Source organism: Nonomuraea sp. NPDC049141, assembly GCF_040648415.1.
In the GTDB taxonomy this organism is placed as follows: Bacteria; Actinomycetota; Actinomycetes; order Streptosporangiales; family Streptosporangiaceae; genus Nonomuraea.
Window position 1 is genome coordinate 71,724 of record NZ_JBEZDR010000017.1, and the last position, 23,213, is coordinate 94,936.

Annotated in this window: 24 protein-coding genes; 13 read left to right on the top strand and 11 right to left on the bottom strand. The window is 70.7% G+C overall.

Features of this window, described 5'->3' with window-relative positions; all coding sequences use genetic code 11:
* Positions 1-97 precede the first annotated feature (97 nt).
* The 4 genes from AB0B91_RS41690 (at position 98) to AB0B91_RS41705 (ending at position 4,971) form a co-directional block, all read left to right on the top strand.
* On the top strand, positions 98-871 hold the full coding sequence (locus tag AB0B91_RS41690; RefSeq protein ID WP_358332447.1) for a nuclease-related domain-containing protein: 774 nt from the start codon (positions 98-100) through the stop codon (positions 869-871).
* Positions 872-1,329: 458 nt separating this feature from the next.
* Positions 1,330-3,168 (top strand): dihydroxy-acid dehydratase, encoded by a 1,839-nt coding sequence (ilvD, locus tag AB0B91_RS41695; RefSeq protein ID WP_358332450.1) that lies wholly within the window; start codon positions 1,330-1,332, stop codon positions 3,166-3,168.
* Between the two features lie 312 nt (positions 3,169-3,480).
* Positions 3,481-3,963 (top strand): WYL domain-containing protein, encoded by a 483-nt coding sequence (locus AB0B91_RS41700; protein WP_358332453.1) that lies wholly within the window; start codon positions 3,481-3,483, stop codon positions 3,961-3,963.
* Between the two features lie 81 nt (positions 3,964-4,044).
* The gene (locus AB0B91_RS41705; protein ID WP_358332456.1) at positions 4,045-4,971 is read left to right on the top strand and encodes a serine hydrolase; all 927 of its coding nucleotides are present in this window, start codon (positions 4,045-4,047) and stop codon (positions 4,969-4,971) included.
* Between the two features lie 121 nt (positions 4,972-5,092).
* On the opposite strand, the gene AB0B91_RS41710 is transcribed toward AB0B91_RS41705, so the two are convergent.
* The 3 genes from AB0B91_RS41710 to AB0B91_RS41720 form a co-directional block, all read right to left on the bottom strand.
* Complete coding sequence (locus AB0B91_RS41710; RefSeq protein WP_214637382.1) at positions 5,093-5,290, bottom strand: zinc ribbon domain-containing protein; 198 nt, start codon at positions 5,288-5,290, stop codon at positions 5,093-5,095.
* 9 nt (positions 5,291-5,299) lie between these two features.
* On the bottom strand, positions 5,300-6,109 hold the full coding sequence (locus AB0B91_RS41715) for a GNAT family N-acetyltransferase (protein WP_358332459.1): 810 nt from the start codon (positions 6,107-6,109) through the stop codon (positions 5,300-5,302).
* A gap of 78 nt (positions 6,110-6,187) precedes the next feature.
* Positions 6,188-6,697, bottom strand: coding sequence for an HNH endonuclease (locus AB0B91_RS41720; RefSeq protein ID WP_358332462.1), 510 nt, complete (start codon positions 6,695-6,697; stop codon positions 6,188-6,190).
* A 278-nt stretch (positions 6,698-6,975) separates the two neighbouring features.
* On the opposite strand from AB0B91_RS41720, the gene AB0B91_RS41725 reads away from it, so the two are divergent.
* From AB0B91_RS41725 to AB0B91_RS41745, 5 genes are all read left to right on the top strand, one after another.
* Positions 6,976-9,039 carry a prolyl oligopeptidase family serine peptidase gene (locus AB0B91_RS41725; protein ID WP_358332465.1) on the top strand — a complete coding sequence of 688 codons (2,064 nt, stop codon included), beginning with the start codon at positions 6,976-6,978 and terminating at the stop codon, positions 9,037-9,039.
* 8 nt (positions 9,040-9,047) lie between these two features.
* A complete protein-coding gene (locus AB0B91_RS41730; RefSeq protein ID WP_358332468.1) occupies positions 9,048-9,833 on the top strand; it encodes a helix-turn-helix domain-containing protein in 786 nt (261 codons plus the stop codon).
* Positions 9,834-9,843: 10 nt separating this feature from the next.
* Positions 9,844-10,194: a VOC family protein gene (locus AB0B91_RS41735; RefSeq protein ID WP_358332471.1), complete on the top strand. Its 351-nt coding sequence runs from the start codon at positions 9,844-9,846 to the stop codon at positions 10,192-10,194.
* A gap of 77 nt (positions 10,195-10,271) precedes the next feature.
* A complete protein-coding gene (locus AB0B91_RS41740) occupies positions 10,272-11,060 on the top strand; it encodes a DsbA family oxidoreductase (protein WP_358332474.1) in 789 nt (262 codons plus the stop codon).
* Positions 11,057-11,482, top strand: a complete 426-nt coding sequence (locus AB0B91_RS41745) for a PPOX class F420-dependent oxidoreductase (protein WP_358332477.1) — start codon at positions 11,057-11,059, stop codon at positions 11,480-11,482. The genes AB0B91_RS41740 and AB0B91_RS41745 overlap by 4 nt, the downstream gene beginning before the upstream one ends.
* Before the next feature lie 227 nt (positions 11,483-11,709).
* On the opposite strand, the gene AB0B91_RS41750 is transcribed toward AB0B91_RS41745, so the two are convergent.
* Complete coding sequence (locus tag AB0B91_RS41750) at positions 11,710-12,381, bottom strand: helix-turn-helix domain-containing protein (protein ID WP_358332914.1); 672 nt, start codon at positions 12,379-12,381, stop codon at positions 11,710-11,712.
* Positions 12,382-12,481: 100 nt separating this feature from the next.
* Here AB0B91_RS41750 and AB0B91_RS41755 point away from each other — a divergent pair, with 100 nt between their 5' ends.
* Positions 12,482-13,474 (top strand): NADP-dependent oxidoreductase, encoded by a 993-nt coding sequence (locus AB0B91_RS41755; protein WP_358332480.1) that lies wholly within the window; start codon positions 12,482-12,484, stop codon positions 13,472-13,474.
* 9 nt (positions 13,475-13,483) lie between these two features.
* Here AB0B91_RS41755 and purU read toward each other — a convergent pair whose 3' ends face one another.
* Entirely contained in the window at positions 13,484-14,335 is an 852-nt protein-coding gene (gene purU / locus AB0B91_RS41760; protein WP_358332483.1) for a formyltetrahydrofolate deformylase, read from the bottom strand.
* A gap of 92 nt (positions 14,336-14,427) precedes the next feature.
* On the opposite strand from purU, the gene AB0B91_RS41765 reads away from it, so the two are divergent.
* The 3 genes from AB0B91_RS41765 to AB0B91_RS41775 are packed head-to-tail and all read left to right on the top strand — an operon-like array spanning position 14,428 to position 16,493.
* Positions 14,428-15,366 (top strand): inorganic phosphate transporter, encoded by a 939-nt coding sequence (locus AB0B91_RS41765; RefSeq protein ID WP_358332486.1) that lies wholly within the window; start codon positions 14,428-14,430, stop codon positions 15,364-15,366.
* A 22-nt stretch (positions 15,367-15,388) separates the two neighbouring features.
* Positions 15,389-16,021 carry a DUF47 family protein gene (locus tag AB0B91_RS41770; RefSeq protein ID WP_214637371.1) on the top strand — a complete coding sequence of 211 codons (633 nt, stop codon included), beginning with the start codon at positions 15,389-15,391 and terminating at the stop codon, positions 16,019-16,021.
* 19 nt (positions 16,022-16,040) lie between these two features.
* A complete protein-coding gene (locus AB0B91_RS41775; RefSeq protein ID WP_358332490.1) occupies positions 16,041-16,493 on the top strand; it encodes an NUDIX domain-containing protein in 453 nt (150 codons plus the stop codon).
* Between the two features lie 11 nt (positions 16,494-16,504).
* Here AB0B91_RS41775 and AB0B91_RS41780 read toward each other — a convergent pair whose 3' ends face one another.
* The 6 genes from AB0B91_RS41780 to AB0B91_RS41805 all read right to left on the bottom strand — a co-directional run bounded on the left by AB0B91_RS41780 (position 16,505) and on the right by AB0B91_RS41805 (position 22,919).
* The gene (locus tag AB0B91_RS41780) at positions 16,505-17,248 is read right to left on the bottom strand and encodes an MBL fold metallo-hydrolase (protein WP_358332493.1); all 744 of its coding nucleotides are present in this window, start codon (positions 17,246-17,248) and stop codon (positions 16,505-16,507) included.
* A 20-nt stretch (positions 17,249-17,268) separates the two neighbouring features.
* The gene (locus AB0B91_RS41785; RefSeq protein ID WP_358332496.1) at positions 17,269-18,051 is read right to left on the bottom strand and encodes a hypothetical protein; all 783 of its coding nucleotides are present in this window, start codon (positions 18,049-18,051) and stop codon (positions 17,269-17,271) included.
* A gap of 77 nt (positions 18,052-18,128) precedes the next feature.
* Positions 18,129-19,283, bottom strand: coding sequence for a pyridoxal phosphate-dependent aminotransferase (locus AB0B91_RS41790; protein ID WP_358332499.1), 1,155 nt, complete (start codon positions 19,281-19,283; stop codon positions 18,129-18,131).
* Between the two features lie 56 nt (positions 19,284-19,339).
* On the bottom strand, positions 19,340-19,795 hold the full coding sequence (locus AB0B91_RS41795; protein WP_358332502.1) for a hypothetical protein: 456 nt from the start codon (positions 19,793-19,795) through the stop codon (positions 19,340-19,342).
* Positions 19,796-19,797: 2 nt separating this feature from the next.
* The gene (locus AB0B91_RS41800) at positions 19,798-21,513 is read right to left on the bottom strand and encodes a tetratricopeptide repeat protein (RefSeq protein WP_358332505.1); all 1,716 of its coding nucleotides are present in this window, start codon (positions 21,511-21,513) and stop codon (positions 19,798-19,800) included.
* A 197-nt stretch (positions 21,514-21,710) separates the two neighbouring features.
* Positions 21,711-22,919 (bottom strand): DMT family transporter, encoded by a 1,209-nt coding sequence (locus AB0B91_RS41805; RefSeq protein ID WP_358332508.1) that lies wholly within the window; start codon positions 22,917-22,919, stop codon positions 21,711-21,713.
* Between the last annotated feature and the right edge of the window lie 294 nt (positions 22,920-23,213).

Here is a 23,213-nt window from a genome sequence, read left to right on the forward strand (position 1 = left end):
AGGCAACACTAGGAAACGACAAGACCCTCGGGCTACGGTGAGTTACGTGGACTCCGATCATCAGCGAGAAGACGGTCACACCTCGTCACCCATCTGGGTGAGTGACCGACCCGAAGGCGAGCCGGCCCCCGCCAAGCACTCGGCGCCCACGTCGACCTACGCGCCCATCGAGCGCGCGTCCCTGGGCAGCCTGCTCCAGCAACCGCGTGTCCGCCGCCTGCGCAATCGCGCGCTGCTGGCGGTCCCGGTCGGCGTGGTCGTGGGCTTCCTCGTGGGCGACTGGCGGGTAGGCGTGACCGCAGGCGTGCTCGCGGCCATCCTCGACACCGTCTACCGAGCGCGGTCCAAGTCGACCGTGCCGGCCTGGCGGCGTTCGTCCATCGCGGAGCGCCGTACCGAGGCCCAGCTGCGCAAGCTCGAACGGAACGGCTACCGCACGCTGCACGCCAGGGCGATCCCGGACAGCGAGGCCCAGATCGACCACCTCGTGGTGGGCCCGACAGGCGTGTACGCGGTCGACTCCGAGAAGTGGGACAAGCGGCTGCCCGTACGCGTCCAGATGGGCAAGAAGCTCTTCCACGGGCCGTTCGACATGAAGCCGCGTCTCACCGAGGCCAAGTGGGAGGCGTCGCGGGCCAGCGAGCTGATCAGCGAGGCCTACGGCAAGGAGATCTCGGTCGTGCCCTCGCTGGCCATCTACGGGCCACCGGTGCCGTGGAAGATCATGACGATCCGCGGTGTGGACGTCTATGAGGGCGGCCGTGCCCGTAAGTGGATCACCAAGCGGGAGCGGGCGCTGACCAAGGCCGAGATCGATCGCCTGCACGAGATCGCGGCCCAGGTCCTGCCCGCCCGATACGGCGAGGACTGAGCAGCCTGAAAGAGTGCCGCCGGCGGCGGCACTCAAGGCATGCCGCCCTGACGACGCACCGCGAAAGCGTCCCGTCCTGACGACGCACCGCGCAGGCGTGCCGCGCCAAGAGCGCATGAGGGACCGGCCATTCGCACGTGACCGTCGTCAGCAGTGCGTTCGTCGTGCCGCCCGAGCCGGGCCCGGCGACGTGATCGAGCCGTCCGACCCGGGTCCGCACCACGTCCGCACCACGTCCGGGCCTGGTCCGCGCCACGTCCGGGCCTGGTCCGGCCGCTGCCCTGGAAGGTGGGCGGCGACGGCATCGACGAGACGGCCGGCGTCTGGGACGGCAAGGGTCGGCTCGTGGCCGGGTCCACGCGGTTCGCCACCGTACGCGTTCCGAGCGATGGACAGTTGTCTCAACACCCGGGCAATGGTCGTACCATGTGAAGACTCGCAACGATGGGAGAAGTCCAATGCCCGCCCTCAGGTCACGTACGGTCACCCACGGCAGGAACATGGTCGGTGCCCGGGCCCTGCTCCGGGCGACCGGCGTAGCCGGGAGCGATTTCGGCAAGCCCATCATCGCCGTGGCCAACAGCTTCACGCAGTTCGTCCCCGGCCATGTTCATCTGCGCGATGTCGGCGACGTGGTGTCCGCCGCGATCCGCGAGGCGGGGGCGATCCCGCGTGAGTTCAACACGATCGCGGTCGACGACGGCATCGCGATGGGCCACGGCGGGATGCTCTACTCGCTGCCGTCGCGCGAGCTGATCGCCGACGCCGTCGAGTACATGGTCCAGGCCCACTGCGCCGACGCGATGATCTGCGTCTCCAACTGCGACAAGATCACGCCGGGCATGCTGCTGGCCGCCTTCCGGCTGAACATCCCGACGATCTTCGTCTCCGGCGGGCCGATGGAGGCGGGCAAGACGCCCGGCCGCAAGCTCGACCTGATCGACCCGATGGTCGCCGCCGCCGACAGCAGCGTCTCCGACGAGGATCTGCTGGAGATGGAGGAGAACGCCTGTCCGACCTGCGGGTCGTGCTCGGGCATGTTCACCGCCAACTCCATGAACTGCCTGGCCGAGGCGATCGGCCTCGCGCTGCCTGGCAACGGCACGATCCTGGCCACGCACAAGGACCGCAAGAAGCTGTTCGAGGACGCCGGGCGCCAGCTCGTGGAGATCACCCGCCGCTACTACGAAGAGGACGACGAGTCGGTGCTGCCGCGCTCGATCGCCACCAGCGAGGCGTTCGAGAACGCGATGACGCTGGACGTGGCGATGGGCGGCTCGACCAACACGATCCTGCACATCCTGGCCGCGGCCCGCGAGGCCGAGGTCGACTTCGGGCTCAAGGAGATCAACGAGATCTCCCTGCGCGTGCCGTGCCTGTGCAAGGTGGCTCCGGCGACGAACAAGTACCACGTCGAGGACGTGCACCGCGCGGGCGGCATCCCGGCCATCCTGGGCGAGCTCGACCGCGCCGGGCTGCTCCACCGCGATGTGCCGACGGTCAACGGCGGCACGCTCGGCGAGACGATCGCCGCCTGGGACCCCCAGTCGCCCACGGTGCGGCCCGAGGCCGTCGAGCTGTGGCACGCGGCGCCGGGCAACGTCCGCACGGTCAAGCCCTACTCGCAGGACAACCGCTGGGACTCCCTCGACCTCGACCGGGCCGACGGCTGCGTGCGCGACCTGGAGCACGCCTACTCCGCGGACGGCGGGCTCGCGGTCCTCTACGGCAACATCTCGCGGGACGGCGCCGTGGTGAAGACGGCCGGGGTCGACGAGTCGATCTGGAAGTTCAGCGGGCCGGCGGTGGTGTTCGAGTCGCAGGAGCAGGCGGTCGAGGGCATCCTGGGCGACCGGGTGAAGGAGGGCGACGTGGTCGTCATCCGCTACGAGGGGCCGAAGGGCGGGCCGGGCATGCAGGAGATGCTCTACCCGACGTCGTTCCTCAAGGGCCGGGGCCTGGGCAAGGCGTGCGCGCTGGTCACCGACGGCCGCTTCTCCGGCGGCACGTCCGGGCTGTCGATCGGGCACGCCTCTCCGGAGGCGGCTGAGGGCGGCATGATCGCGCTGGTCGAAGACGGCGACACGATCGAGATCGACATCCCCAACCGGTTGCTGGAGCTACGCGTCCCCGAGGCCGAGCTGGAGGCCCGCCGTGCGCGCCTCCTCACCGACCTGGGCGGCTACCGCCCCCGCGACCGCAACCGCCCCGTCAGCGTCGCTCTCCAGGCGTACGCGGCCATGACCACGTCGGCCTCCACCGGCGCCTCGCGCGACCTCACGCAGTTGTCTCGATAGCTTTTTCTAGACAGCTATTTTTTACGGCCCCGCACGGTGGGCCCCACCCACCGTGCGGGGCCGGGGTCTGTCCAGGGGCACGCTCCTCCGGTTCACCGGCTGGGCGCCGTGACGTGCGTCTTCTTGGCCATGGCTTCCGTATGGTCATACCGGTGGCGACAGCCCGGCTTTGTCCGTGATGCCGGGTGGCGGCGGGCCGTGGTGGCAGGCGACTTTCCAGCCCTTATCCGGGCGATACAGGGTGCTTACCAGGCGTACAGGCTTTCGAAAACTGTCGGTGGTCGTCTCTATTGTGGGGGTATGGCTACAGGCGTGAACTCTCACACTCGCCCGCTGACCACCGCCGAGATCGCTGCCCTCGCCCTGTCCCTCGCTCATCTGGGGTCCGGTCCGCAGGCCGTCACCGCCAGGCGCGGTCTGCAACACGCGTTCGAGCATCTGGAGCTCGACGACGACGTCATCGCCACCACGCTCACGACGCTCACCGAACCGTTGCCCGTGGACATCGCGTCGCGGGCCAGGCTCATCGCGGATGCCATCACCAGCCGCATGATGGTTCGCCTGCACTATCGGGATGCCTCCGGACATGTCACGGCTCGCGATGTGGAGCCCGTGACGTGTCTGGTGCATCGCGAATACTGGTATCTCGTCGGGGTCTGCCGGATGCGGCGGGCCATCCGGGCGTTCCGCTTCGACCGGATTCTCGCGGTCGAGCCGACGCTGACTCCTTCCCGGCCGCACCTGGCCGACCGGTTCCTGCCGTTCCAGCGGCGCAAGCGGGCTCGCGCCGCGTAAGCAGCTCCCTGCCGGGGAACTGGGCGAGCCTTGACCCTCCGCACCCCAGCCGTTGGCGCGGCGGGTGGCAGGCTCCCGCTCATGCTTCTTCGAGGGATCCTGCTGGCTCTGGTGGCCGGGGTGTCCGGCTGCGCCAATGGCGGCGTGGCCGGCGCTCCTCCCGCGATGGCGGACGCTCCTTCCGCCTTGGCGGTCGCCCCTGAGCGGCTGCCCGGCGGTGGGGCCGCGGCCATCCAGGTGTCCAACGCCGCCCAGTTGCCGAAGGCTGCGCGCCAGTCGCTCGACCTGGCGCTGGATCGCTACCTGCAAGGGCGGCCCGGCCGGACGGCGGTCTCGGTGCAGGACAGGACCACCGGCGTCCAATACGCCTTCCACGAGGGGCAGCCGTTCATGCTGGCCAGCGTGGCCAAGGTGGACATCCTGCTGGCGCTGCTGCTGCAGGCGCAGCGCGAGCACCGGCAGTTGGACGCCCACGAGCGCGCGCTGGCCGACCGCATGATCCGCTACAGCGACAACGAGTGCGCGCACGATCTCTACGTGGCGATCGGCCGCCAGGCGGGCCTGACCAGAACCCTGCACCGGCTCGGCGTGCGCGACACGTATCCCGGCGCCGGACGGTTCTGGGGCTCGACGCGCAGCAACCCGTCAGATCAGGTGAAGGTGCTCGGCGTGCTCACCGACCCGGACGGTCCGGTCTCGGCCGCCAACCGCCGCTACGCGCTCGGCCTGATGTCGTCCGTGGCCCCGGACCAGGCCTGGGGTGTCAGCGCCGCGGGCGGCAAGGTGGCCCTGAAGAACGGCTGGCTGCCCGCCGAGGCGCACGGCGGCCTGTGGACGATCAACAGCGTGGGCCGCCTGCTCGTGGCGGACCACGAACTTCTGATCGCCGTGCTGTCGGAACGGAGTCCGGACATGCCCACGGGCATCACGACAGTCGAACGCGTGGCCGGCCTGGCGGTCAAGGGATTCACCGGTGCACGTGCGCACGTCACGGCGCTCGGCCGGTGAACCGGAGGAGCGTGTCCCTGGACAGACGCCAGCCCCGTGCGGCGGGTGGGGCTCACCGGGCCGGCCGTAAAAAAGAGCCTCAAACCAGGCTGCGCTGATCAACTACAGCAACCCACCGCAGCTAACTACAGCACCCCCCACCACAGCACCCGCCCGAGCGCGGGGCGGCGGCGCCGCCGGTCATGGCGACCGTGGAGAGCAATCTGACGGTGTCGTCGTGCCCCTCGGGGCACGCGGCCGCCTCGTCGGAGGCGGACATCGGACGGGTCACCTCGAAGGTCGACCCGCAGGCACGGCAGCGGAAGTCATAGCGCGGCATGCCCAAAGACTACGGCAAAGATCCGAAGCTCACCTGGGCGTAGTCGGAGACGGGTTCGTAGCCGATCGACCGGTAGACGGCGTTGCTCGTCGGGTTGGCCAAGTCGGTGAAGAGCACCACCTGCTCGCAGCGCGTCTCCAGCGCGACCTGGCTGGCGAACGCGGTGACCGCGGCACCGTACCCACGCCTGCGACGGGTCGGCGGCGTGTACACCGGCCCGATGCGGCAGACCCCGCCCGCGGCGGGCGACAGGGCGGCCAGCGACACCGGGGCCCCGTCCGCCTCCCACAGGAAGAGCTGCCGACCGGCCAGCCGCTGCTGGACCTGCTGAGCGGGGTCCCGGCCGATGCCCAGCCCCACCTCGTCGCCGAACGCCAGGAACCAGGCGACCAGCAGCGGGAAGTCGGAGACCTCCGCAAGCCGGCCGCGGCCCGCCGTGTCGGGGATGGTCAGGGTGCCGAGGCGGTAGAGGCGCTCCGACAGCACGGAGCCGGGTTCGCCGAGCGCCTCGGCGAGCGCTTCGGTCAGCTCCAGCGGGCCCATGACCTCGGGGATCTCCCCCTTCAAGGCTTCGACCAGCGGCGCGATGGACTCGACCGGCATGCGGGCCAGCCCGACCGGATGCGGCGGGGTGCGGAACGCCGCCCCGCGGACCTCACCGCCGCTGGTCCACCAGCCGAAGTAGGCGTCGTCGGCCGGCATTCCGGCGCGGATGTTCGCCAGCACGGTCAGCGGCACCGTGTTGCCCACGGGGTCGGCGAGCAGGAACGCCTCGGCGACGGCCGCGTACTCCTCAACGTCGGTGGTGAAGGTCCACATGTCCTGGGATCCTGCCAGGAGCCGCGAAGGCGGACAAAGACATTTCAGGCCCGGATCCGAGGGATCCGGGCCCGAAGGTCAGGCAGCGGCTTCCAGGTAGGGCGCCCATTGGGGGTCGCCGACGAGCGAAGCGCCGATGAGCCGCCAGTGAGCGCCCCGTGGCACCGCCGGGGCGACGCGTAGCGTCCACCCCAGCTCCTCCAGGAACTTGTCGGCTTTTCGGTGGTTGCACGGCGTGCACGAGGCGACGCAGTTCTCCCAGGTGTGGGGGCCGCCCCTGGACCGGGGGACGACGTGGTCGATGGTCTCGGCCCGCATGCCGCAGTAGGCGCAGCGATAGTCGTCGCGCCGCATGAGCGCGGCCCTGGTCAGGGGGATGCGAGACCGGTAGGGAATACGGACGTATCTGCGGAGCCGGATCACCGAGGGGACGTCCAGCGTGCAGGTCGCGGAGCGCAGGACCGCGCCCCGGCCGTCACGATGGACGATGTCGGCCTTGTCCCGCAGCACCAGCACGATGGCCCGATGCAGCGAGAGGGTGGTGAGTGGCTCGTAAGTGGCGTTGAGCAGCAGGACTTGGCGCGTCATCGGGCCTCTCCCTGCTGCATGGGTATCAAGGGGGACATGCCGTGGCATGTCCCGGCTGTCGGCCCCTCCTGGGGCACTGGTGCTTCCGTCACGTGGACCTCCGCCGGACGGTCCAGCGGATGGTCACCACGGCACCGTCCTATCACCAAGTCTGACGTTTACCGCATGCTCCCCGCCACCCCATAACCCCCAGCCGGAATGACCAGAGGGACGCACGGTACGTTTTATGCCCACTTCACCAGGGCTTTACGCACGCTGCATGGCAGTAGGGTTCGGGCATGACGCGAGAGCCCTACCCCACAGCACGCCGCGCGGAAAGCGACGAGATTTTGCACGACACTCCCGTCGCGGACCCCTATCGATGGCTTGAGGATCCCGACAGCCCGGAGACACAGGGATGGCTGCTCGCGCAGGCCGACCTGTTCAAGCGGCAGAGCGAGCCGCAGCGGTTCAAGGACCGCATCGCCGAGTTGCTCAGGTCGGGTTCCGTGGGGGTGCCCGCGTGGCGCGGCACGCGTCACTTCTTCAGCCGCCGCACGCCGGACCAGGAGCACGCGGTCTACTACGTCTCCGACGGCGACGGAGCCGGCGGCACGGAGCGGGCGCTGATCGACCCCATGGCGCTCGACCCGTCGGGCCTGACCACGTTGGACGCCGTGCAACCCGACAAGGAGGGCCGCCTGCTCGCCTACCAGATCTCGGTGGGCGGCAACGAGGAGTCGGTCCTCTATGTCATGGACGTGGCCACCGGCGCCCGGGTGGAGGGCCCGATCGACCGGTGCCGCTACTCCCCCATCGCCTGGCTGCCCGGCGGCGAGGCGTTCTACTACGTGCGCCGGTTGCCGAGCACGGAGCTGCCGGAGGGCGAGTCGCAGTTCCACCGCCGCGTCTACCTGCACCGCGTCGGCACGTCCACCGAAGACGATGTGATGATCTTCGGTGAAGGCCTGAAGATGACCAACTACTACGGCGTCTCGGTCTCACGTGACGGCCGCTGGCTGCAGATCTCCGCCAGCGAGGGCACGGCGCCGCGCAACGACCTGTGGGTGGCCGACCTGACCGCGTCCCCGCCCGACCGGCCCGATCTCCAGGTCGTGCAGGAGGGCGTGGACGCCCAGACGGGGCTCTCGTTCGGCCGCGACGGCAAGCTGTACGTCCACACCGACCGCGACGCGCCGCGCGCCCGGATCTGCGTCACCGACCCGGCGACGCCCGGTGTCGAGGCCTGGCGCGACCTGATCCCCGAGGACGCCGAGGCGGTGCTGTCCGACTTCGCGATCCTCGACGACCTCGACCGCCCGGTCATGCTGGTGGGCTGGACCCGCCACGCGATCAGTGAGATCACGGTGCACGACCTGGCCACCGGCGAACGGATCGGCGAGGTGCCCGCGCCCGGCCTCGGCTCGATCGGCGGCATCTCCGAACGTCCGGAAGGCGGCTACGAGGCCTGGTTCGGCTACACCGACAACACCACGCCGCCGACCATCCAGCGCTATGACGCCAGGACCGGCGAGACCACGCTCTGGGCCGCCTCACCGGGCGCGGTGGACGTCCCGCCGGTGCGCACGTCCCAGGTCGTCTACCGGTCGAAGGACGGCACCGACGTCCGCATGCTGGTCATCTCGCCGGTCGACGGCGACGGGCCGCGTCCGACCATCCTGTACGGCTACGGCGGCTTCGGGCTGTCGATGACCCCCGGCTACTCCGCGTCGGTGCTCGCCTGGGTGGAGGCGGGCGGCGTCTACGCGATCGCCAACCTGCGCGGCGGCGGCGAGGAGGGCGAGGACTGGCACCGCGCCGGCATGCTGGGCAACAAGCAGAACGTCTTCGACGACTTCCACGCCGCGGCCGAGCACCTCATCAAGACCGGAGTGACGACGCCCGAGCAACTGGCGATCTCCGGCGGCTCCAACGGCGGGCTGCTGGTGGGCGCGGCGCTGACGCAGCGTCCCGAGCTGTACGCGGCCGTCGCCTGCTCCGCGCCGCTGCTCGACATGATCCGTTACGAGCAGTTCGGGCTGGGGGCGACCTGGAACGTCGAGTACGGCTCCGCCGCCGATCCCGAGGGGTTCGGCTGGTTGCTGGGATACTCGCCGTATCACCATGTTCGCGAGGATGTGGCCTACCCCGCGACGCTGTTCACGGTCTTCCAGTCGGACACGCGGGTGCATCCGCTGCACGCGTGGAAGATGTGCGCGGCGCTCCAGCACGCGTCCACGGGTGCGGGGCCGATCGTGCTGCGCAACGAGACCGAGGTGGGTCATGGCGCCCGTTCGATCAGCCGGTCGGTCGAGTTGTCGGCTGACACGTTGACGTTCCTGGCCAGGCACACCGGCCTATAGTCGGAAATATGAGCATGCTGGGGCTGGCCATGATGGGGGCCGTCCCCAGCGGTGCTCTGCGGCCGTACGTGACGCGGCTGACCGCGTACCGGGAGCACTACGCCTCGCCGTTGACGCGGTCCGAGGCGGCGATGCCAGGTGCGGTGCTGATCCTCGGGTTCGGCGCGGCGATGGGGGTGGGCGAGGCGCGCGTCACGTCGTTCACCGGCGGGCTCAGCGACCGCTTCACCGTGACCCGCACGCTCGGCCCGGCCGAGGGCGTGCAGGTGTCCCTCACCCCGTTCGGGGCGCGGCGGCTGTTCGGGGTGCCGATGCGCGAGCTGACGAACCTCGTGGTGCCGATCGAGGACCTGCTCGGTGCCTGGGCCCACAGGGCCGTCGAGCGGCTGGGCGAGACGGCGTCCTGGCCCGAGCGGCTGGCCCTGACCGACCGGCTGCTGACGGAGCGCATCCTGGCCGGGCCGGAGCTCAGCCAGGAGGTTCCGTGGGCGTGGGCGCGGCTCCTCTCCTCAGGCGGCCGCGTGGGGCCGTCGTGGCTGGCCTCGTCGCTCGGCTGGAGCCACCGCCATCTCGTCGCCCGCTTCCACGACCAGGTCGGCCTCACGCCGAAGACGGCCGCCCGGGTGATCCGCTTCCAGTCCGCGCTGCGCCTGCTCCAGTCCGGCCGGGCGATCGCCGGCGTCGCCGCCGACTGCGGCTTCTATGACCAGGCGCACATGAACCGCGAGTTCAGGGTGCTGGGCGACACGACGCCCGGTCAGATTCGTCCAAGACCCGCGGCTGCCCCCGTCTGATACTGACCGCATGACACGAACCGTTTACGCCCTGGCCCGCTACCAGAACTGCGCGAAGGCCATCGACTTCCTGACCGCCGCCTTCGGATTCCGGGTGCACGAGGCGTCCAAGAACGACCAGGGCGTGGTCACCCACGCCGAGCTCCTCGTCGGGGACGACCTGATCATGGTCGGGGAGGGCAGGCCGGGCGGTCCCGGGATGTACATCGCCGTCGACGACCCCGACACGCACCTGGCCCGCGCCCAAGCCGCCGGGGCCACGATCACGATGGAGCTCACCGATCAGCCGTACGGGTCGCGCGAGTACGCCTGCGCGGATCCCGAGGGGAACGTCTGGTACTTCGGGACTTACCGCCCTTAAGCCCTTTGGGTGGCCCTGCCGGTGCCCGTCTTGACGCGGCCTTCCTCACCCGCGCCGGGACCGGCAGGTTGGGGCGTATGACCAGCGAAACAACGGCCATCGGCCGTCCCATACGGGTTGAGGTGTACGCCGACCTCGCGTGCCCCTGGTGCCGACTGGGCACGCACCGCTTCCATCGTGCGGTGGAGGAGTTCGGTGGCGCCGCCGAGCTCGTCCACCTGCCGTACCAGCTCGCCGCCGACGCCCCGCAGGAGGCTCGGCCGCTGATGGAGGCGATGACCGAGATGTTCGGCCGTGAACAGGCGGCCTTGATGACCTCGGGCATGACCGAGTTGGGGGCGAAGGAAGGGGTGGAGTATCGGTTCGATCGGGCGGTGGCGGTCAACACGTTCGCCGCGCATCGGCTGCTGTGGTTCGCGCTGCGGGAGCATGGCGCGGGGACTCAGGCGACGCTCGCTACGGCGCTGTACGAGTCGCACTTCCGTGACGGCGGCGATCTCGGCGACCACGCCGTGCTGAGCGACGCGGCGGCGCGGGCCGGCGTACAGGGGGCCGGGGAGTTCCTCGCCTCGGCGGAAGGCGTCACCGAGGTCCGCGAGCAGGTCGCCGCGGCGCGGGCGTCTGGGATCACGGCGGTGCCGACCTTCGTCTTCCCCGGCGCCGAGCCGCTCAGCGGCTCGCCCGACACCGCCACCCTGCTCGCCGCCCTGCGGCGGTCATCCAGCATGTCCCCCGGCCACGAGCCGCGACCGGCCGCCACTGCCCTCGACCCGGCGGCGCGGCCGGCCGTCGAGTCTCTCGACCCGGTGTCGCGGTCGGCCGCCACGACCCGCACCGGCTCTCGGGGATCTCGGGAGGAGGCGTGACCACGTTCACCGAGGTGGAGATCTCGTACCTGACCAGCCAGCCGCTGGGTCGCTTCGCCACGGTCGGCGCCGGGGGCGGGCCGCACGTGACGCCGGTGGGTGTCTTCTACGACCCCGAGACCGAGGTCATCGTGATCGGCAGCGTCGCGGACATGGTGGCGAGCAAGAAGTTCCGCGACGCCAGGGCTCGGCCGGACGTGGCGCTCGTGGTCGACGACCTGGCGTCCGTCGATCCGTGGACACCGCGGGGCATCGAGATCCGCGGCCTCGCTGAGACGCACCTCGACGGCGGCGAGAAGCTGGGTGAGCGGCTGGGAGCCGGGTTCCCGTTCGACGCCGCGTGGATCGGCATCCGGCCGCGACGCGTCCTGACCTGGGGACTCGACGGCGACACGTACGCCCTCTCCGCCCGCGACGTCTGACGGCACGGCGCAAGGGCCCCGGACCAATCCTCCGCCCATGCCCGATGCGCCCTGAGTGACCGCTCACTCCCGCCCGGTCCCCCGACGCGCCCTGAGTGACCGCTCACTCCGGCCGATCCCCGACGCACCCTGAGCAACCGCGCACCCGTGTCCGGCCCTGCGACGCGCCCTGAGCAGCCGCGCACGCCGGACGCGCCCTCAACACCCGACGCGTCCTCAACGGCCGCTCAGGCGTGGCGCGCAGCCGCCGTGAAGTGCGTCTCCTCCGGAGCGGGGACCGGGAGCGGGTGGGCGGCCGCGGGACGCAGCCCATCGAACATCATGCTGAGATAGCGCCGCCAGAGCCCCGGCACCGTGTCACCGAGTGGCGCGGTGGCCTGCGAGGCGGCGTTGATCAGCAGCACGATGTCGTGCCCGGTGACATCGTCGCGCACGGACCCGTCGCGCCTGGCCTCGGCCGTGAGCGCCTCCGCGACGGCCGCCAGCCGCTGACTGGCCCGCCGCACCTGCGGATCGGCCCGCGCGATCGCCCCCGCCGCCTGGCAGAAGGCCCGATCGCCGACCTGCGCCTCCACGCCCGCGCTCATGAACGCCAGCAACGCGTCCGCGCCACGCGCCACTGCAGGCCCCGCACCGACACCCGCGCCCGTATCCACACCCGCCGCCGCTTCCGTCCCCCGCAGGAGCGCCTCGCCGGTGGCGGCGAGGCCGTCGAGTTGGTCGGCGAAGATCGCCGTAATGAGCTGCTCCTTGGTGGCGAAGTGGCGGAACACGGTCCCCTTGCCGATCCCGGCCCGTACCGCGATCCGCGCCACCGAAACGTCCATCCCATGCTCCGCGAACTCCGCGGCAGCCGCGTCGAGCAGCAACCGCCTGTTACGCATGGCATCGGCCCGCATCGTCCCCACGAACCGACCCTATCGCAACCGGACCGGCCGGTCATATTATGCTCAACGCTCGTAACATGACCAACCGGTCCGGTTAAGCGAGGAGACACTCATGCGGGCATTGGTGGCACGGCAGTACGGGTCAGCGGACGTACTGGCGATGGAAGACCTCCCGGCACCGGAACCAGGCCCCGGCCAGGTGCGGGTGCGGATCACCGCCGCGGGACCGAACCCGGCCGACCTCCGCACCCTGAGCGGGGTGATGCGGGAGATGGCTCCGCTGGTGTTCCCGCACGTCCCGGGCAGCGACTTCGCCGGTACGGTCACCGGCGTCGGCGAAGGAGTCTCCCGATTCACCCCAGAGGACGAAATATTCGGCTTCGGCCTCCCCTACGGGGCCAAGGCCATGGCGGACCTCTCCGCCACACCGCCTTCCCTGACCACGGGCACCATGGCCGAATACGCGATTTTCGACGCCGACACGCCGGCCCTGGCCCACCGCCCGCCGGACCTGCCCGCCGACCAGGCCGCCACTCTCCCGATCGCCGGCTTGACAGCCCTGCCCCTGCTGCGCGCCGGAACATTCACGCGCGGCATGAAGGCGCTCGTGATCGGCGCGGCCGGCGGGGTCGGCGGCGCGGTGGTCCCGCTGCTGGCCGCGCGTGGCGTCCATGTGATCGCCACCGCGATACCCGACGACGAGCCCTACGTTCGCGCGCTGGGAGCCGCCGAGGTGATCGACTACCGCTCGGCCGATCCGGGCGCGGAGACCCTGCGCAGCCACCCGGACGGCGTGGACACCCTGGTCAACCTGGCCCAGTCGGGCCCCGCCCTGGTCGGCACGGCCCGCGCCATCCGGCCGGGCGGGCGGCTGCTGAACATCGCCTTCCCCAGCCCCGACCCCGCGACCTTCCCCGACGTTCGGGTGGACACCGTCTACACCCGGGCCGCCCCCGGCGACCTGGACGAACTGGCCGCGCTGGCCGTACGCGGAACCCTGCCGAACACCGTCACCCACCGCTACGGCCCAGCAGAAGCCCCGCGAGCCTATGCAGCCCTCGCGAACAGCCACACGATCGGCAAGCTCGTCGTCATGTGGTCATGAGGCCACGGGTCAGCGGGGGAAGATGACCGTCTTGTGGCCGTCGAGCAGCACCCGCTGCTCGGCGTGCCACTTCACGGCCCGCGCCAGCGCGACGCACTCCACGTCCCGGCCCATCGCCACCAGGTCCTGCGGGGAGTGGCTGTGGTTCACGCGCGCCACCTCCTGCTCGATGATCGGGCCTTCGTCCAGGTCCGACGTGACATAGTGCGCGGTCGCGCCGATCAGCTTGACGCCCCGGTCATGCGCCTGGTGGTACGGCCTGGCGCCCTTGAACGACGGCAGGAACGAGTGGTGGATGTTGATGGCCCGGCCCGCCAGCTTCTCGCAGAGATCCTCCGACAGCACCTGCATGTATCGCGCCAGCACCACCAGGTCCACCTGATAGTGCTCGACCAGCGCCAGCACCTCCCCCTCCTGCCTGGCCTTGGTCTCGGGCGTGACGGGCAGGTGGTGGTAGTCGATGCCGTACGACTGGGTCAGGGGCCGGAGGTCGGGATGGTTGGACGCGACGGCGACGATCTCGATGTCCAGGGACTTTGCGCGCACGCGGTAGAGCAGATCGTTCAGGCAGTGGTCGAACTTGCTGACCATGATGAGCACGCGCGGCTTCCTGGCCACCTCACGCAGCTTGACCTCCATGCCGAACTCCGGCGCCAGGGCGGCGAAGGCCGTACGCAGGTCGTCCTCCGGCACCGGCGCCGCGAACTGGACCCGCATGAAGAACCGCCGCGCCTGCTCATCCCCGAACTGCTGGCTCTCGATGATGTTGCAGCCGCGTCCGGCCAGCAGGCCTGAGACGGCGGCCACCACACCGGGCCGGTCGGGGCAGGACAGGGTCAGGATGTACTCGGCAGAGGTCATGGTTTCACTCTCGCGGGCAGAAGATCGTGGGGTGGCTACTGGCTGACCTGGGCAGAGTACCTCTCGCCGGCCTACTCATGGAGCGAGCGCCCTTGGAATCCGCCGTACTGATCGCGATCGCGTGCCTGTTCGCGTTCGTGTCCGGGATGAACGACGGCGGCGCCCTGCTCGCGACCGGGCTGAAGCTGCCGGCGATCCGTCCCGCGGTCGGCATCCTCACCCTGGTGGTGCTGGTGGCGTTGGTGCCGCTGGTCACCCATCGGGTCGCGCTGACGTTCGTGAACCGGCTGGCCACGTTCCATGGGACGGGGGCGAAGATCGCGATGTCGGTCGCGGTGGTCGCCGCGCTGATCGTGGTCATGACGCTCAGCGCGAAAGGCCGCCCGACCAGCCTCACCCTGGCCATCGTCGGCGGCCTCACCGGGGCCGGTCTCGGCTGGGGACTGCCGGTCTCGGCCGGGTCGGTCGCCCTGGTGCTGGCCTTCGGCCTGGCCGCGCCCGTCGTGGGCGGCCTGCTGGCCTGGGTGGTGATTCCACTGCTGGTCAAGGTGACGACCAGCCGCGGGCTGCCGCGCTGGCATTGGGCGGGCTTCCTGCTGCAGACCATCGCCTACTCCGCCAACGACGGCCAGAAGATGCTCGCCATCTTCATGATCGCGATGGGTTTCTCGAACGCGCCGCTCACCTACACCTCGCTGGGGGCGCTGCTGTTCGGGCTCGGCGCCGGCTACGGCCTGCCCAGGGCGGGACGCACGCTCAGCCGGGAGATCATCGTCTCCCGGCCCCTGCACGGCGTGACGGCCGAACTGGCCTCGGGTACGGCGGTGATCGCCTGCTCGGCACTGGGTATGCCGGTGAGCATGACCCAGGCCATCGCCGGCGGCCTGATCGGCGCCGGCGTGGCGCAGGGCGCCGGCCGGGTCCGCTGGTACGCCGCCGTCAAGATCGTCAGCGCCTGGCTGCTGACGCTACCGGCGAGCGCGCTGCTGGCCGGGGTCGCGGCGTACGTGGTGAAGGCGCTGACGGGTTGAACGCGGGGAGAGGGGGCTGGGCGTGAAGCGGTTGCGGCGGATCCGGGCGCTGATGTCGGGACACATGGACAGCGCGCTGAGCGAGGCCCTGCTCGGCCAGTTGGCGGCGACCAAGGAGGGCGCCTGGCTGGCGATGGCCATGATCGGCGGAGAGGTGGGCAGGACGGGCGCGCACGAGAAGATGCGCGTGATCGAGCACCTCGGCGACGAGGAGCGGCGCCACCTGGTGGAGGAGCTCAAGTCGGCCCTGGTCACGCCGATCGACCGGGAGGACCTGTTCCGCCTCTCCCGCTCGATCGACGACGTCCTGGACTCGCTGCGCGACTTCGTCCGGGAGTCCTACCTGTATCGGGTGCCGGACCAGATCCGCTTCACGCCGCTCCTCGACCAGGTCATCGAGGGCATCGACGCCCTGGAGAACGCCGTACGCGTCCTCGCCTCGCACCCCTCCGCCGTGGTCCACGACGCGCTGGCGGCGAAGAAGACGGGCGGCTCCATCAGGCGCATGTACCAGTACGAGATCGCCCGCATATTCTCGGGCGAGCTGACGGCGAACGCGATGAAGGAACGCGAGCTGGTGCGCCGCCTGGAGATCGTCGGCGTGGCCATCGGCGAGGCCGCCGACGCCATCGCGGACGGCGCCATGAAACGCTGACCCCTGGACAGGAGGACACGTGGAGGCCCAGATCAGCAGTGACCGTCCCGCCGCGCGGGTGGTCTGCGTGGACGCCGACGGCCGGGTGCTGCTCCTGCGGTGGCGTGACCACGTCAGTGGCGAGGCGCTCTGGGAGCCGCCGGGTGGCGGGATCGACCCCGGCGAGACGCCCCTGGAGGCGGCCGCCCGGGAGCTGACCGAGGAGACCGGCCTGCCGGGGGCGGCGGTCTCCGATCGATGGGTGCCCGTCCATCGGGACTTCACCTGGCTCGGCGTGCGGTACGTGAAGACCGAGCCGTTCTACCTGGCCTGTTTCGCCAGGCGAACCCCCGAGGTGGATCCGGGTGAACTCACCGAGGAGGAGGCTCGGGCCTACCTCGGCTACCGGTGGTTCACCCCCGACGAGCTGCCGCACGGCCTCCAGCCGCCCGAGCTGGCCGAAGTGATCGCCGAGCTCACCGCCCCGGCCTGAGGACGGCACGGTCACAGTTCCAGGGTGAGGCCGCCCGTCGCCACGGCGAGTTCGCCGCCATACGTCTTGGCGGCCGCTGCCAGCGCGGGCTCGGGCAGGCTGTCCGGCCACAGGTGGGTCAGCACCAGCCGGGCCACACCGGCACGAGCCGCCGTACGGCCCGCGTCGAGGGCGCTCGACAGATAGGGCGCGTCCTCCTCGGGCACCCGTTCGGGATAGGTCGCCTCGGCCAGCAGCACGTCGGCGTCCCGCGCCAGCTCGGCCAGCTCGGGGGCGGGCCCGGTATCGCCCGTGTACGCGACCACCCGGCCGCCGCCGGTCAGCCGGAGCCCCGCGTTGGGCACATGGTGCGGAAGCGACCAGGTGTCCAGGCGGAAGGGCCCGATCTCGTACGGCCTGCCAGGAGCCAGGTCGTACAGGAGGAAGCTGCCGGCCAGCATGCGAGCCTTGTCCAGCGCGAGCACGGCGGTGAGAGCGTCAGGCGGCGCGTACACCGGCAGGGCGGCCGGCGGCGCGTCGCCCAGGGCGCGGGCCCGGAGCAGCGGGTTGAGGTCGGCGCAGTGGTCGGGGTGGCCGTGCGTGACCAGCACCGCGTCGATCTCCTCGGCGGCCGTCAAGGCCAGCAGCCTGGGCAGCGTGGCGTAACCGGGGTCGATGAGCACCCGGAACCCCTCATGCTCGACCAGGTAGCCGCTGCACGCCTGCCCGGCCGCGGGCCACGCCCCGCAGCCGCCAAGCACCGTGATTCGCACCATGGTCAGGAAACATAGCGGCTTCAGGACGCGCGGCGGTGGCCCAGCTCCGTCAGCGTGGTCAGCATCAGCCCGCGCAGCAGCCCGCCCGCCACCTTCTCGTGCTCGCCCTCCACCGACAGCCCCTCGGTCACCCGGGCCCGGTAGATCTCCCGCTCCCGCGGGTCGGTGTAGGGCTGCGCCGTCATCCCCACCACGACCGTCACCCGGGTGCCGCCCCTGGGCAGCACCGCCACGGCATGCGTGCGCAGGACGGCCTCGTCCGGGGCGCCGTACCAGCCGCACTTGATCCCGGCCTCCGACGAGCGGAGCGCCTCACGCGCGCCGAACTGCTGCTCGCCCGTGACCTCGCGCATCCACCCGAGGATCGTGCCCGCCACCGGGTCGCCGGCGGCCGCGGCCTGGGCGAGCGCGGCGTAGGCGGTGGCGACCTCGTCGGCGGCCACCTCCACCGAGCCGAACCTCGACGGGTCCCCGTTGGGCGGCGCCCAGCCGACGCCCGTGCGCTGGTAGATGTCGTCCAGGATGACCCGGGGCCCGACCGCGAGCCAGAGATTGAGCGTGTCGGAGTTGGACGAGACGACCACGGCCGGCTCAGCGTGGCGGCGCCAGCGTTCGGGGTCGGGGAAGTGCGCGGCCGTCACCCACGCGTACAGCGGCTTGAGCAGCGAGGCGCAGCGCAGCCGGGCCAGGCCGGAGCGGACGCTCACGACGCGGGCGGGCGGGCCGCCGTAGCCACGCCTGATGCCCGCCGCCTGGGCACTGGCTCCTTCTTGGAGGTCACGCAACAGCTCGTCGAAGGACACAGGTTCAACCGTAGTCGTAGTGGGTGACCTGCCAGCGCCCTTTCGTACCACTCCGTGTCCGGCGGGTCGCGGGGTGCTCAGCCCTCCAGCGCGGCGTCGAAGCGGGCTCGGAGGTCGGACAGGCGTTTGACCGGCTCGGCGCTGAAGACGAGCCGGACGTGCCGGCCCGCCACCGCCTCGCCCCACGCGGTCATCGGCGTGGCGGCGATCCGGCCCTTGTCCAGCAGCCGGGCGGACAGCTCCGGCGCCGTCAGGCCCACGGCCGTCGCGTCGAACAGGCACGACCAGCCGCCACCGGCCCGCACCACGGGCAGGCCGGACAGCTGGGCGATGACGGTGTCGTGGCGGGCCTGGTACTCGGCCACCGCCTCGTCGACGCCCGCGCCGGCCGGGTCGGCGAGCGCCGCCGCCGCGCCGAGTTGCGCGTAGCCGCCCGCCACCGTCGTGTTGTAGATGGCCGCCACCCTGATGCGGGCCATGATGTCGGCCGGGCCGGCGATCCAGCCGATCCGCCAGCCGATCATGCGGTATTCCTTCGACACCGAGCCGATCGTGATCGTCCGCTCCGCCAGGCCGTCCACCTGGCAGGGGTTGATCCGCGGTTGCCCGTCGAAGACGATCCGCTCCATGGCCGCGTCGTAGATGAGGTACGCCCCGGTGCGGGCGCAGGTCTCCGCGATCGCCTGCCAGTCCTCCAGGGAGAAGATCACGCCGGACGGCATCGAAGGGCTCATCAGCAGCAGCGCCGCCGCCTCGCGTACCCGGCCGAGGGCGTCCCGGTCGAGCCGCCAGCGGCCGCCGTCGACCGTCAGGGGTAGGAGGTGCGGGCGCGCGCCGGACAGCCGTACGCGCTGGAACAGGCCGGCGTAGGTGGGGTCGGTGAGGACGACGGGGTCGCCCGGCTCCGTCGTGGCGAGCAGCGTCGGCATGACCGCCGACGTGCCGCCGGAGGTGATGACCACCTGGCTCAGCGGGTCGTAGTCGAGGCCGGTGCGCCGGCGTAGCTCGGCCGCCACCGCCTCGCACAGCACGGGCAGGCCGGTGAGCGGCAGCCAGCTGTTGCCCGTCCCCTCCGCGAGTGCCCGCGTGGTCGCGGCCACGGCGAGGGGTGGGGGCGGGACGTCGGTGTCGAGATTCTCCAGGCGGAGTACGTCGGGATCTGTCCCGGCCGCGGCGGCGACCTCGTCGAGGCCGATGGGCTGAACCTGGGCGAAGCGGGAGTTCGGTCGCATGACACACCTCCACTGTTCCGTATACGGAACGACGTTCTCCCAGACCGGCCCCCGTGTCAAGGGCCGCGCCACCACCAGGCGACCGCGATCGCGCCGAACACGAGAGCCGGCACGCCGGCCGAGACGAGCAGCCGCCTGCCCCTGGCTACCTCCCGGTCCGTCACGAAGGCCGCCATGGCGCCCGCCACCGCGAACGCCACCGCCGCCGTCACCACGTGGGCGAACCTGGACGACCAGGACGGGAGCACCTCACCCACCAGCCCGACGAGCAACAGCATGGCCGCCGTCACCCAGGCCACCCGGAAGGCCGGCCGTACCTCCGCCCGATCGAGCGCCACGACCGACAAGGCGAACGTGCCCACGGTGATCACCAGGAGGGTGCCGAGGGCAGGGGGCAGGCAGTTCCAGTCCTCGCAGCCGATGGCCGTCCATCCGATGCGGGCGGTGGCCCACCAGAGAACACCCAAGGCGGCGTAGACGGCGGCCGCCCTGGCCGCCCGTTGCTTCGGCATGCCTACATACTGGTCGACCGGAGACGGGCCGCCTGCTCGTCGTCGGCCGCCGCTTCGGCCGGGTGGCCGAGGGCGCGATGCACGACGGCGCGGTTCTCGTAGAGGGCGGGCTGGCCGGGTTCCAGCGCGATGGACCGCGTCAGGTCGGACAACGCGCCCGCCCAGTCGCCCGCCTCGTAGCGCAGGACGCCCCGGTTGCCCCAGGCCGCCGCCAGCTCGGGGGCCGCCTCGACGGCCAGGTCCAGCGCCCGGCGCGCCTCGCTCAGCCGTCCGGCCGCGGTCTCCAGCTGGCCCAGCACGACCAGCAGGTACGGGTTGCCGGGCGACTGGGCCAGCCCGATCGTCACGTCGGCCCTGGCCTCCTCGTCCCGCTTCAGCATGGCCAGCAGGCCCGCCCGGTTGATGTAGGCGTCCAGGTAGGCCGGGTCCAGCTCGATCACCCGGCCGAGGTCCATGAGGGCACCGGCGAAGTCTTCGCGCACGATGCGCAGCTCGGCCCGGTTGTAGTACGCCTCGGGCAGCGGTGGTCCGGCCAGCATCGCCCGCTCGTAGTCGGCCAGCGCCTCCCCGTGCCGCCCGAGCCGGTAGAGCAGGTTGCCTCGGTCGAGGTAGTAGTCGGGGAACGACGGGTCGATCGCGATGGCCGCGCCGTACTCCTCCAGCGCCTCCTTGTCCCGCCCGAGCGTCGCCAGCAGCTGGGCGCGGTTGGCCAGCAGCACCATCCGGTGCACCGGGTGCCGTTCCCCCAGCTCGTCGGCCAGGGCGAGAGCCGACTCCACCAGGGCGAGAGCCGCGTCGGGGTGGCCCCGCCGCAGCTCGATCAGCGCGAGCCCGTTGCGGTCGAAGCCGAGTTTGAAGGCGCGTTCCACGGGGTCGGGCAGCAGGCTGGAGATGGCTATCGCCTGGTTCATCCAGCCCGCGGCCCGGCCCAGGTCGCGCTGGGCGGCGTCGGGGTGGCGGGCGTCGAGCATGGCGGTGCCGTACGCGCTGGCCGAGTGGACGGCGGGATCCTGGCTCGACCGGCGGGCGGCCTCCCACAGGATGCGGGCCTCGAGTGTCTGGCCGAGCGCGCCGAGCGCGGTCGCGGTGCGCTGCGCGAAGAACCACCACCGCTCGCTGCCCGGCTCGGTGAGCGAAAGCCCGCGCTGCCCCAGCTCGGTCAGCGCGTGCAGGAAACCCTCTCTCGTGCAATGGTCGACGAGTTCGCGCAGCTCATCGACGTCACGCGCATCCTCGGAAGGTTGCGGGCCGTCGGCGTAAACCATGATCATTAAGATGTCCGGCGGGATCCGGCGCATCATCACGTCGAGCAGTTCGGTATCGGTGGGGTCGGCCTCGGCCGCGTTGGACACCGCCAGCGCGCTGCCGGGCGGCACCACCGCGCGGACGAACTCCGCGATCCCGTTGGCCAGCCGCAGCGACCGGCGCGGCGCGGGCACCAGAATGCGCTCGTCATCGGCCAGGTCCGCGTCCAAGGACATCCTTCGAGCCGGCACCCGGTCACATAGACCGGGTGCCGCCGCGCGGATCTCGATGTCATGGGCCGCCACGAGATCCTTGGAGCTGTCCAGGGCGGCCGGGACCAGGTGGTGCAGCAGCGCGGATCCGACGGTGTAGGGACCGTGCGGTCGTCTGTGCCCGTTGATCACCGGCATCAGCAGCTCAACGGCCTCCCATCGGGCGGGCGGCGCCCCCCGAGCCCTGAGATGCTCGATCACCCCTTATGGATGACACTGGAGGTCCCGGCAAGCCTCGCGGTGCCAGGCTTGCGGACGGCGATGCGCTTCATGATGCACCTTCCACTGTGGGTTAATATTCACCACTATCGGACACTTCAGCGAATATCAAGATTTATGGCGAATAAGTGGGCGGTGCATCAATAAGAACCTCTTGTTTTTTGACTGCAATTAGTGGCCTATTGGGACCGAAACCAACGGGAGATTGACACCGTCCTCTTGTGTCCAGATTTTTCGACCAACGCGCACAGACAACGGCCGGAGAGGTCGATCGACTGGCAGCCTTCGTGAGAGAGATTCTTCGCTTTGACGATGTTGATGGCCTGTTCGATCAACCGATCGAGACTGGGCTCCCTTGTCCCCTTGTGCGCATGCGCGTTCCACGGGCACGCCTCAGGGCGTACACATGCGCTCTTCGTGGGGTACGACACCACGGACCGCTCTAACTTCAGCGGGTCGTCCCGCTTGATCTTCAGGTCGGCCAGCACCTTCCTGGCCTTCCGGCTCGCCATGACCAGAGACCGGTCGCGCCCGTCCCCCGGTGAGCCCCTCCCGGGCACCGCCAGGAGCATCGCGACCGCCATCAGCCCGCCGCCCACGACCATGCTCGGGCCCACCTGCTCGTGGAACCAGATCACCGCGATCGCCGTCACCCAGAGTGGCTGTGACGACATCAGCACGGCGCTGGGGACAGCGGGCACGTGCGCCTGGCCGTACGAGCGGGCCAGGAAGCCCAGAGCGCACGAGACGACGGACAGGTGGGCGAGTATCCCCCAGTCGGGCAGGCTGGCGGGCACAGCGATCCCGTCGCGCACCGCCAGCACGCCGCTCATGGCGCCGATGGTGGCGAGCTGGATGACGGTGAGCGCGTACGCGTCGAAGGCCTTCTCGGCGCGTGAGAGCCGCGCGAGCAGCAGGGTGTGGCCGGAGTAGAGCGCGGCGGCGGCGAGCGTCACCCCGAGCGCGAGCACGGAGATCTCCCGGCCCTCCGTGCCGCGCATCAGCGTGAAGACGGTCATGCCAGCCAGGGCCAGCCCCACCCCCGCCCAGACCCGGCGGGGCACCCTGACCCGAAACATCACCAGGGCCAGGATCGGAGTGATGACCACGTTGCAGCCGACGGCGAATCCCGATACGGCCGAGGGGAGACTGTCGAGCGCGATGGCCTGGGCACACTGTCCGACCCCGAACATGATGCCCAGGATGACCCCGTTGATCCAGGTGTCCCGCGACAGGCGCCAGAGACTGCGCGGCCGGATCAGAAAGAGCGTCAACGCCGCGAGGACGTATCGCTCGGCGAGCAGGTCCTCGACGGGTAACCGCAGGATGAGATCTTTCATCAGCGGGAACGCCGACCCCCATGCGGCACTGACGAACAACAGAAGCACGGCTCCCGTGAGGGGTCGGGGAGCGGGCACGACTGCCATGCCAAAAAGCATCTCACTACAATCAGCAGCCGTCGGTGTACAGCCAGCAGCCGGTGATGTTCCTCTACCACCGAGAGGAACGAGCCTCACCCGCAGTTGCGTACATCCGTATCCGCAGGAGTGTTCAGTGCACTATTTCCGCCACATCCGCTCACCTGCACCCACGGCATGACTACGGAGCGTGCCCGACCGTGCATAGGCACGGGCGGGCACGGCCGCGTAAGGGCATGTCCGTAAATAAGAGAGCGAGGATGG

Excerpts from the sequence above, each read along its gene's own strand:
- ilvD (WP_358332450.1), top strand. The coding sequence starts at position 1,330 with ATGCCCGCCCTCAGGTCACGTACGGTCACCCACGGCAGGAACATGGTC.
- AB0B91_RS41705 (WP_358332456.1), top strand. The coding sequence starts at position 4,045 with ATGCTTCTTCGAGGGATCCTGCTGGCTCTGGTGGCCGGGGTGTCCGGC.
- AB0B91_RS41710 (WP_214637382.1), bottom strand. The coding sequence starts at position 5,290 with ATGCCGCGCTATGACTTCCGCTGCCGTGCCTGCGGGTCGACCTTCGAG.
- AB0B91_RS41715 (WP_358332459.1), bottom strand. The coding sequence starts at position 6,109 with ATGTGGACCTTCACCACCGACGTTGAGGAGTACGCGGCCGTCGCCGAG.
- AB0B91_RS41720 (WP_358332462.1), bottom strand. The coding sequence starts at position 6,697 with ATGACGCGCCAAGTCCTGCTGCTCAACGCCACTTACGAGCCACTCACC.
- AB0B91_RS41725 (WP_358332465.1), top strand. The coding sequence starts at position 6,976 with ATGACGCGAGAGCCCTACCCCACAGCACGCCGCGCGGAAAGCGACGAG.
- AB0B91_RS41730 (WP_358332468.1), top strand. The coding sequence starts at position 9,048 with ATGAGCATGCTGGGGCTGGCCATGATGGGGGCCGTCCCCAGCGGTGCT.
- AB0B91_RS41735 (WP_358332471.1), top strand. The coding sequence starts at position 9,844 with ATGACACGAACCGTTTACGCCCTGGCCCGCTACCAGAACTGCGCGAAG.
- AB0B91_RS41740 (WP_358332474.1), top strand. The coding sequence starts at position 10,272 with ATGACCAGCGAAACAACGGCCATCGGCCGTCCCATACGGGTTGAGGTG.
- AB0B91_RS41750 (WP_358332914.1), bottom strand. The coding sequence starts at position 12,381 with ATGCGGGCCGATGCCATGCGTAACAGGCGGTTGCTGCTCGACGCGGCT.
- AB0B91_RS41755 (WP_358332480.1), top strand. The coding sequence starts at position 12,482 with ATGCGGGCATTGGTGGCACGGCAGTACGGGTCAGCGGACGTACTGGCG.
- purU (WP_358332483.1), bottom strand. The coding sequence starts at position 14,335 with ATGACCTCTGCCGAGTACATCCTGACCCTGTCCTGCCCCGACCGGCCC.
- AB0B91_RS41780 (WP_358332493.1), bottom strand. The coding sequence starts at position 17,248 with ATGGTGCGAATCACGGTGCTTGGCGGCTGCGGGGCGTGGCCCGCGGCC.
- AB0B91_RS41790 (WP_358332499.1), bottom strand. The coding sequence starts at position 19,283 with ATGCGACCGAACTCCCGCTTCGCCCAGGTTCAGCCCATCGGCCTCGAC.
- AB0B91_RS41795 (WP_358332502.1), bottom strand. The coding sequence starts at position 19,795 with ATGCCGAAGCAACGGGCGGCCAGGGCGGCCGCCGTCTACGCCGCCTTG.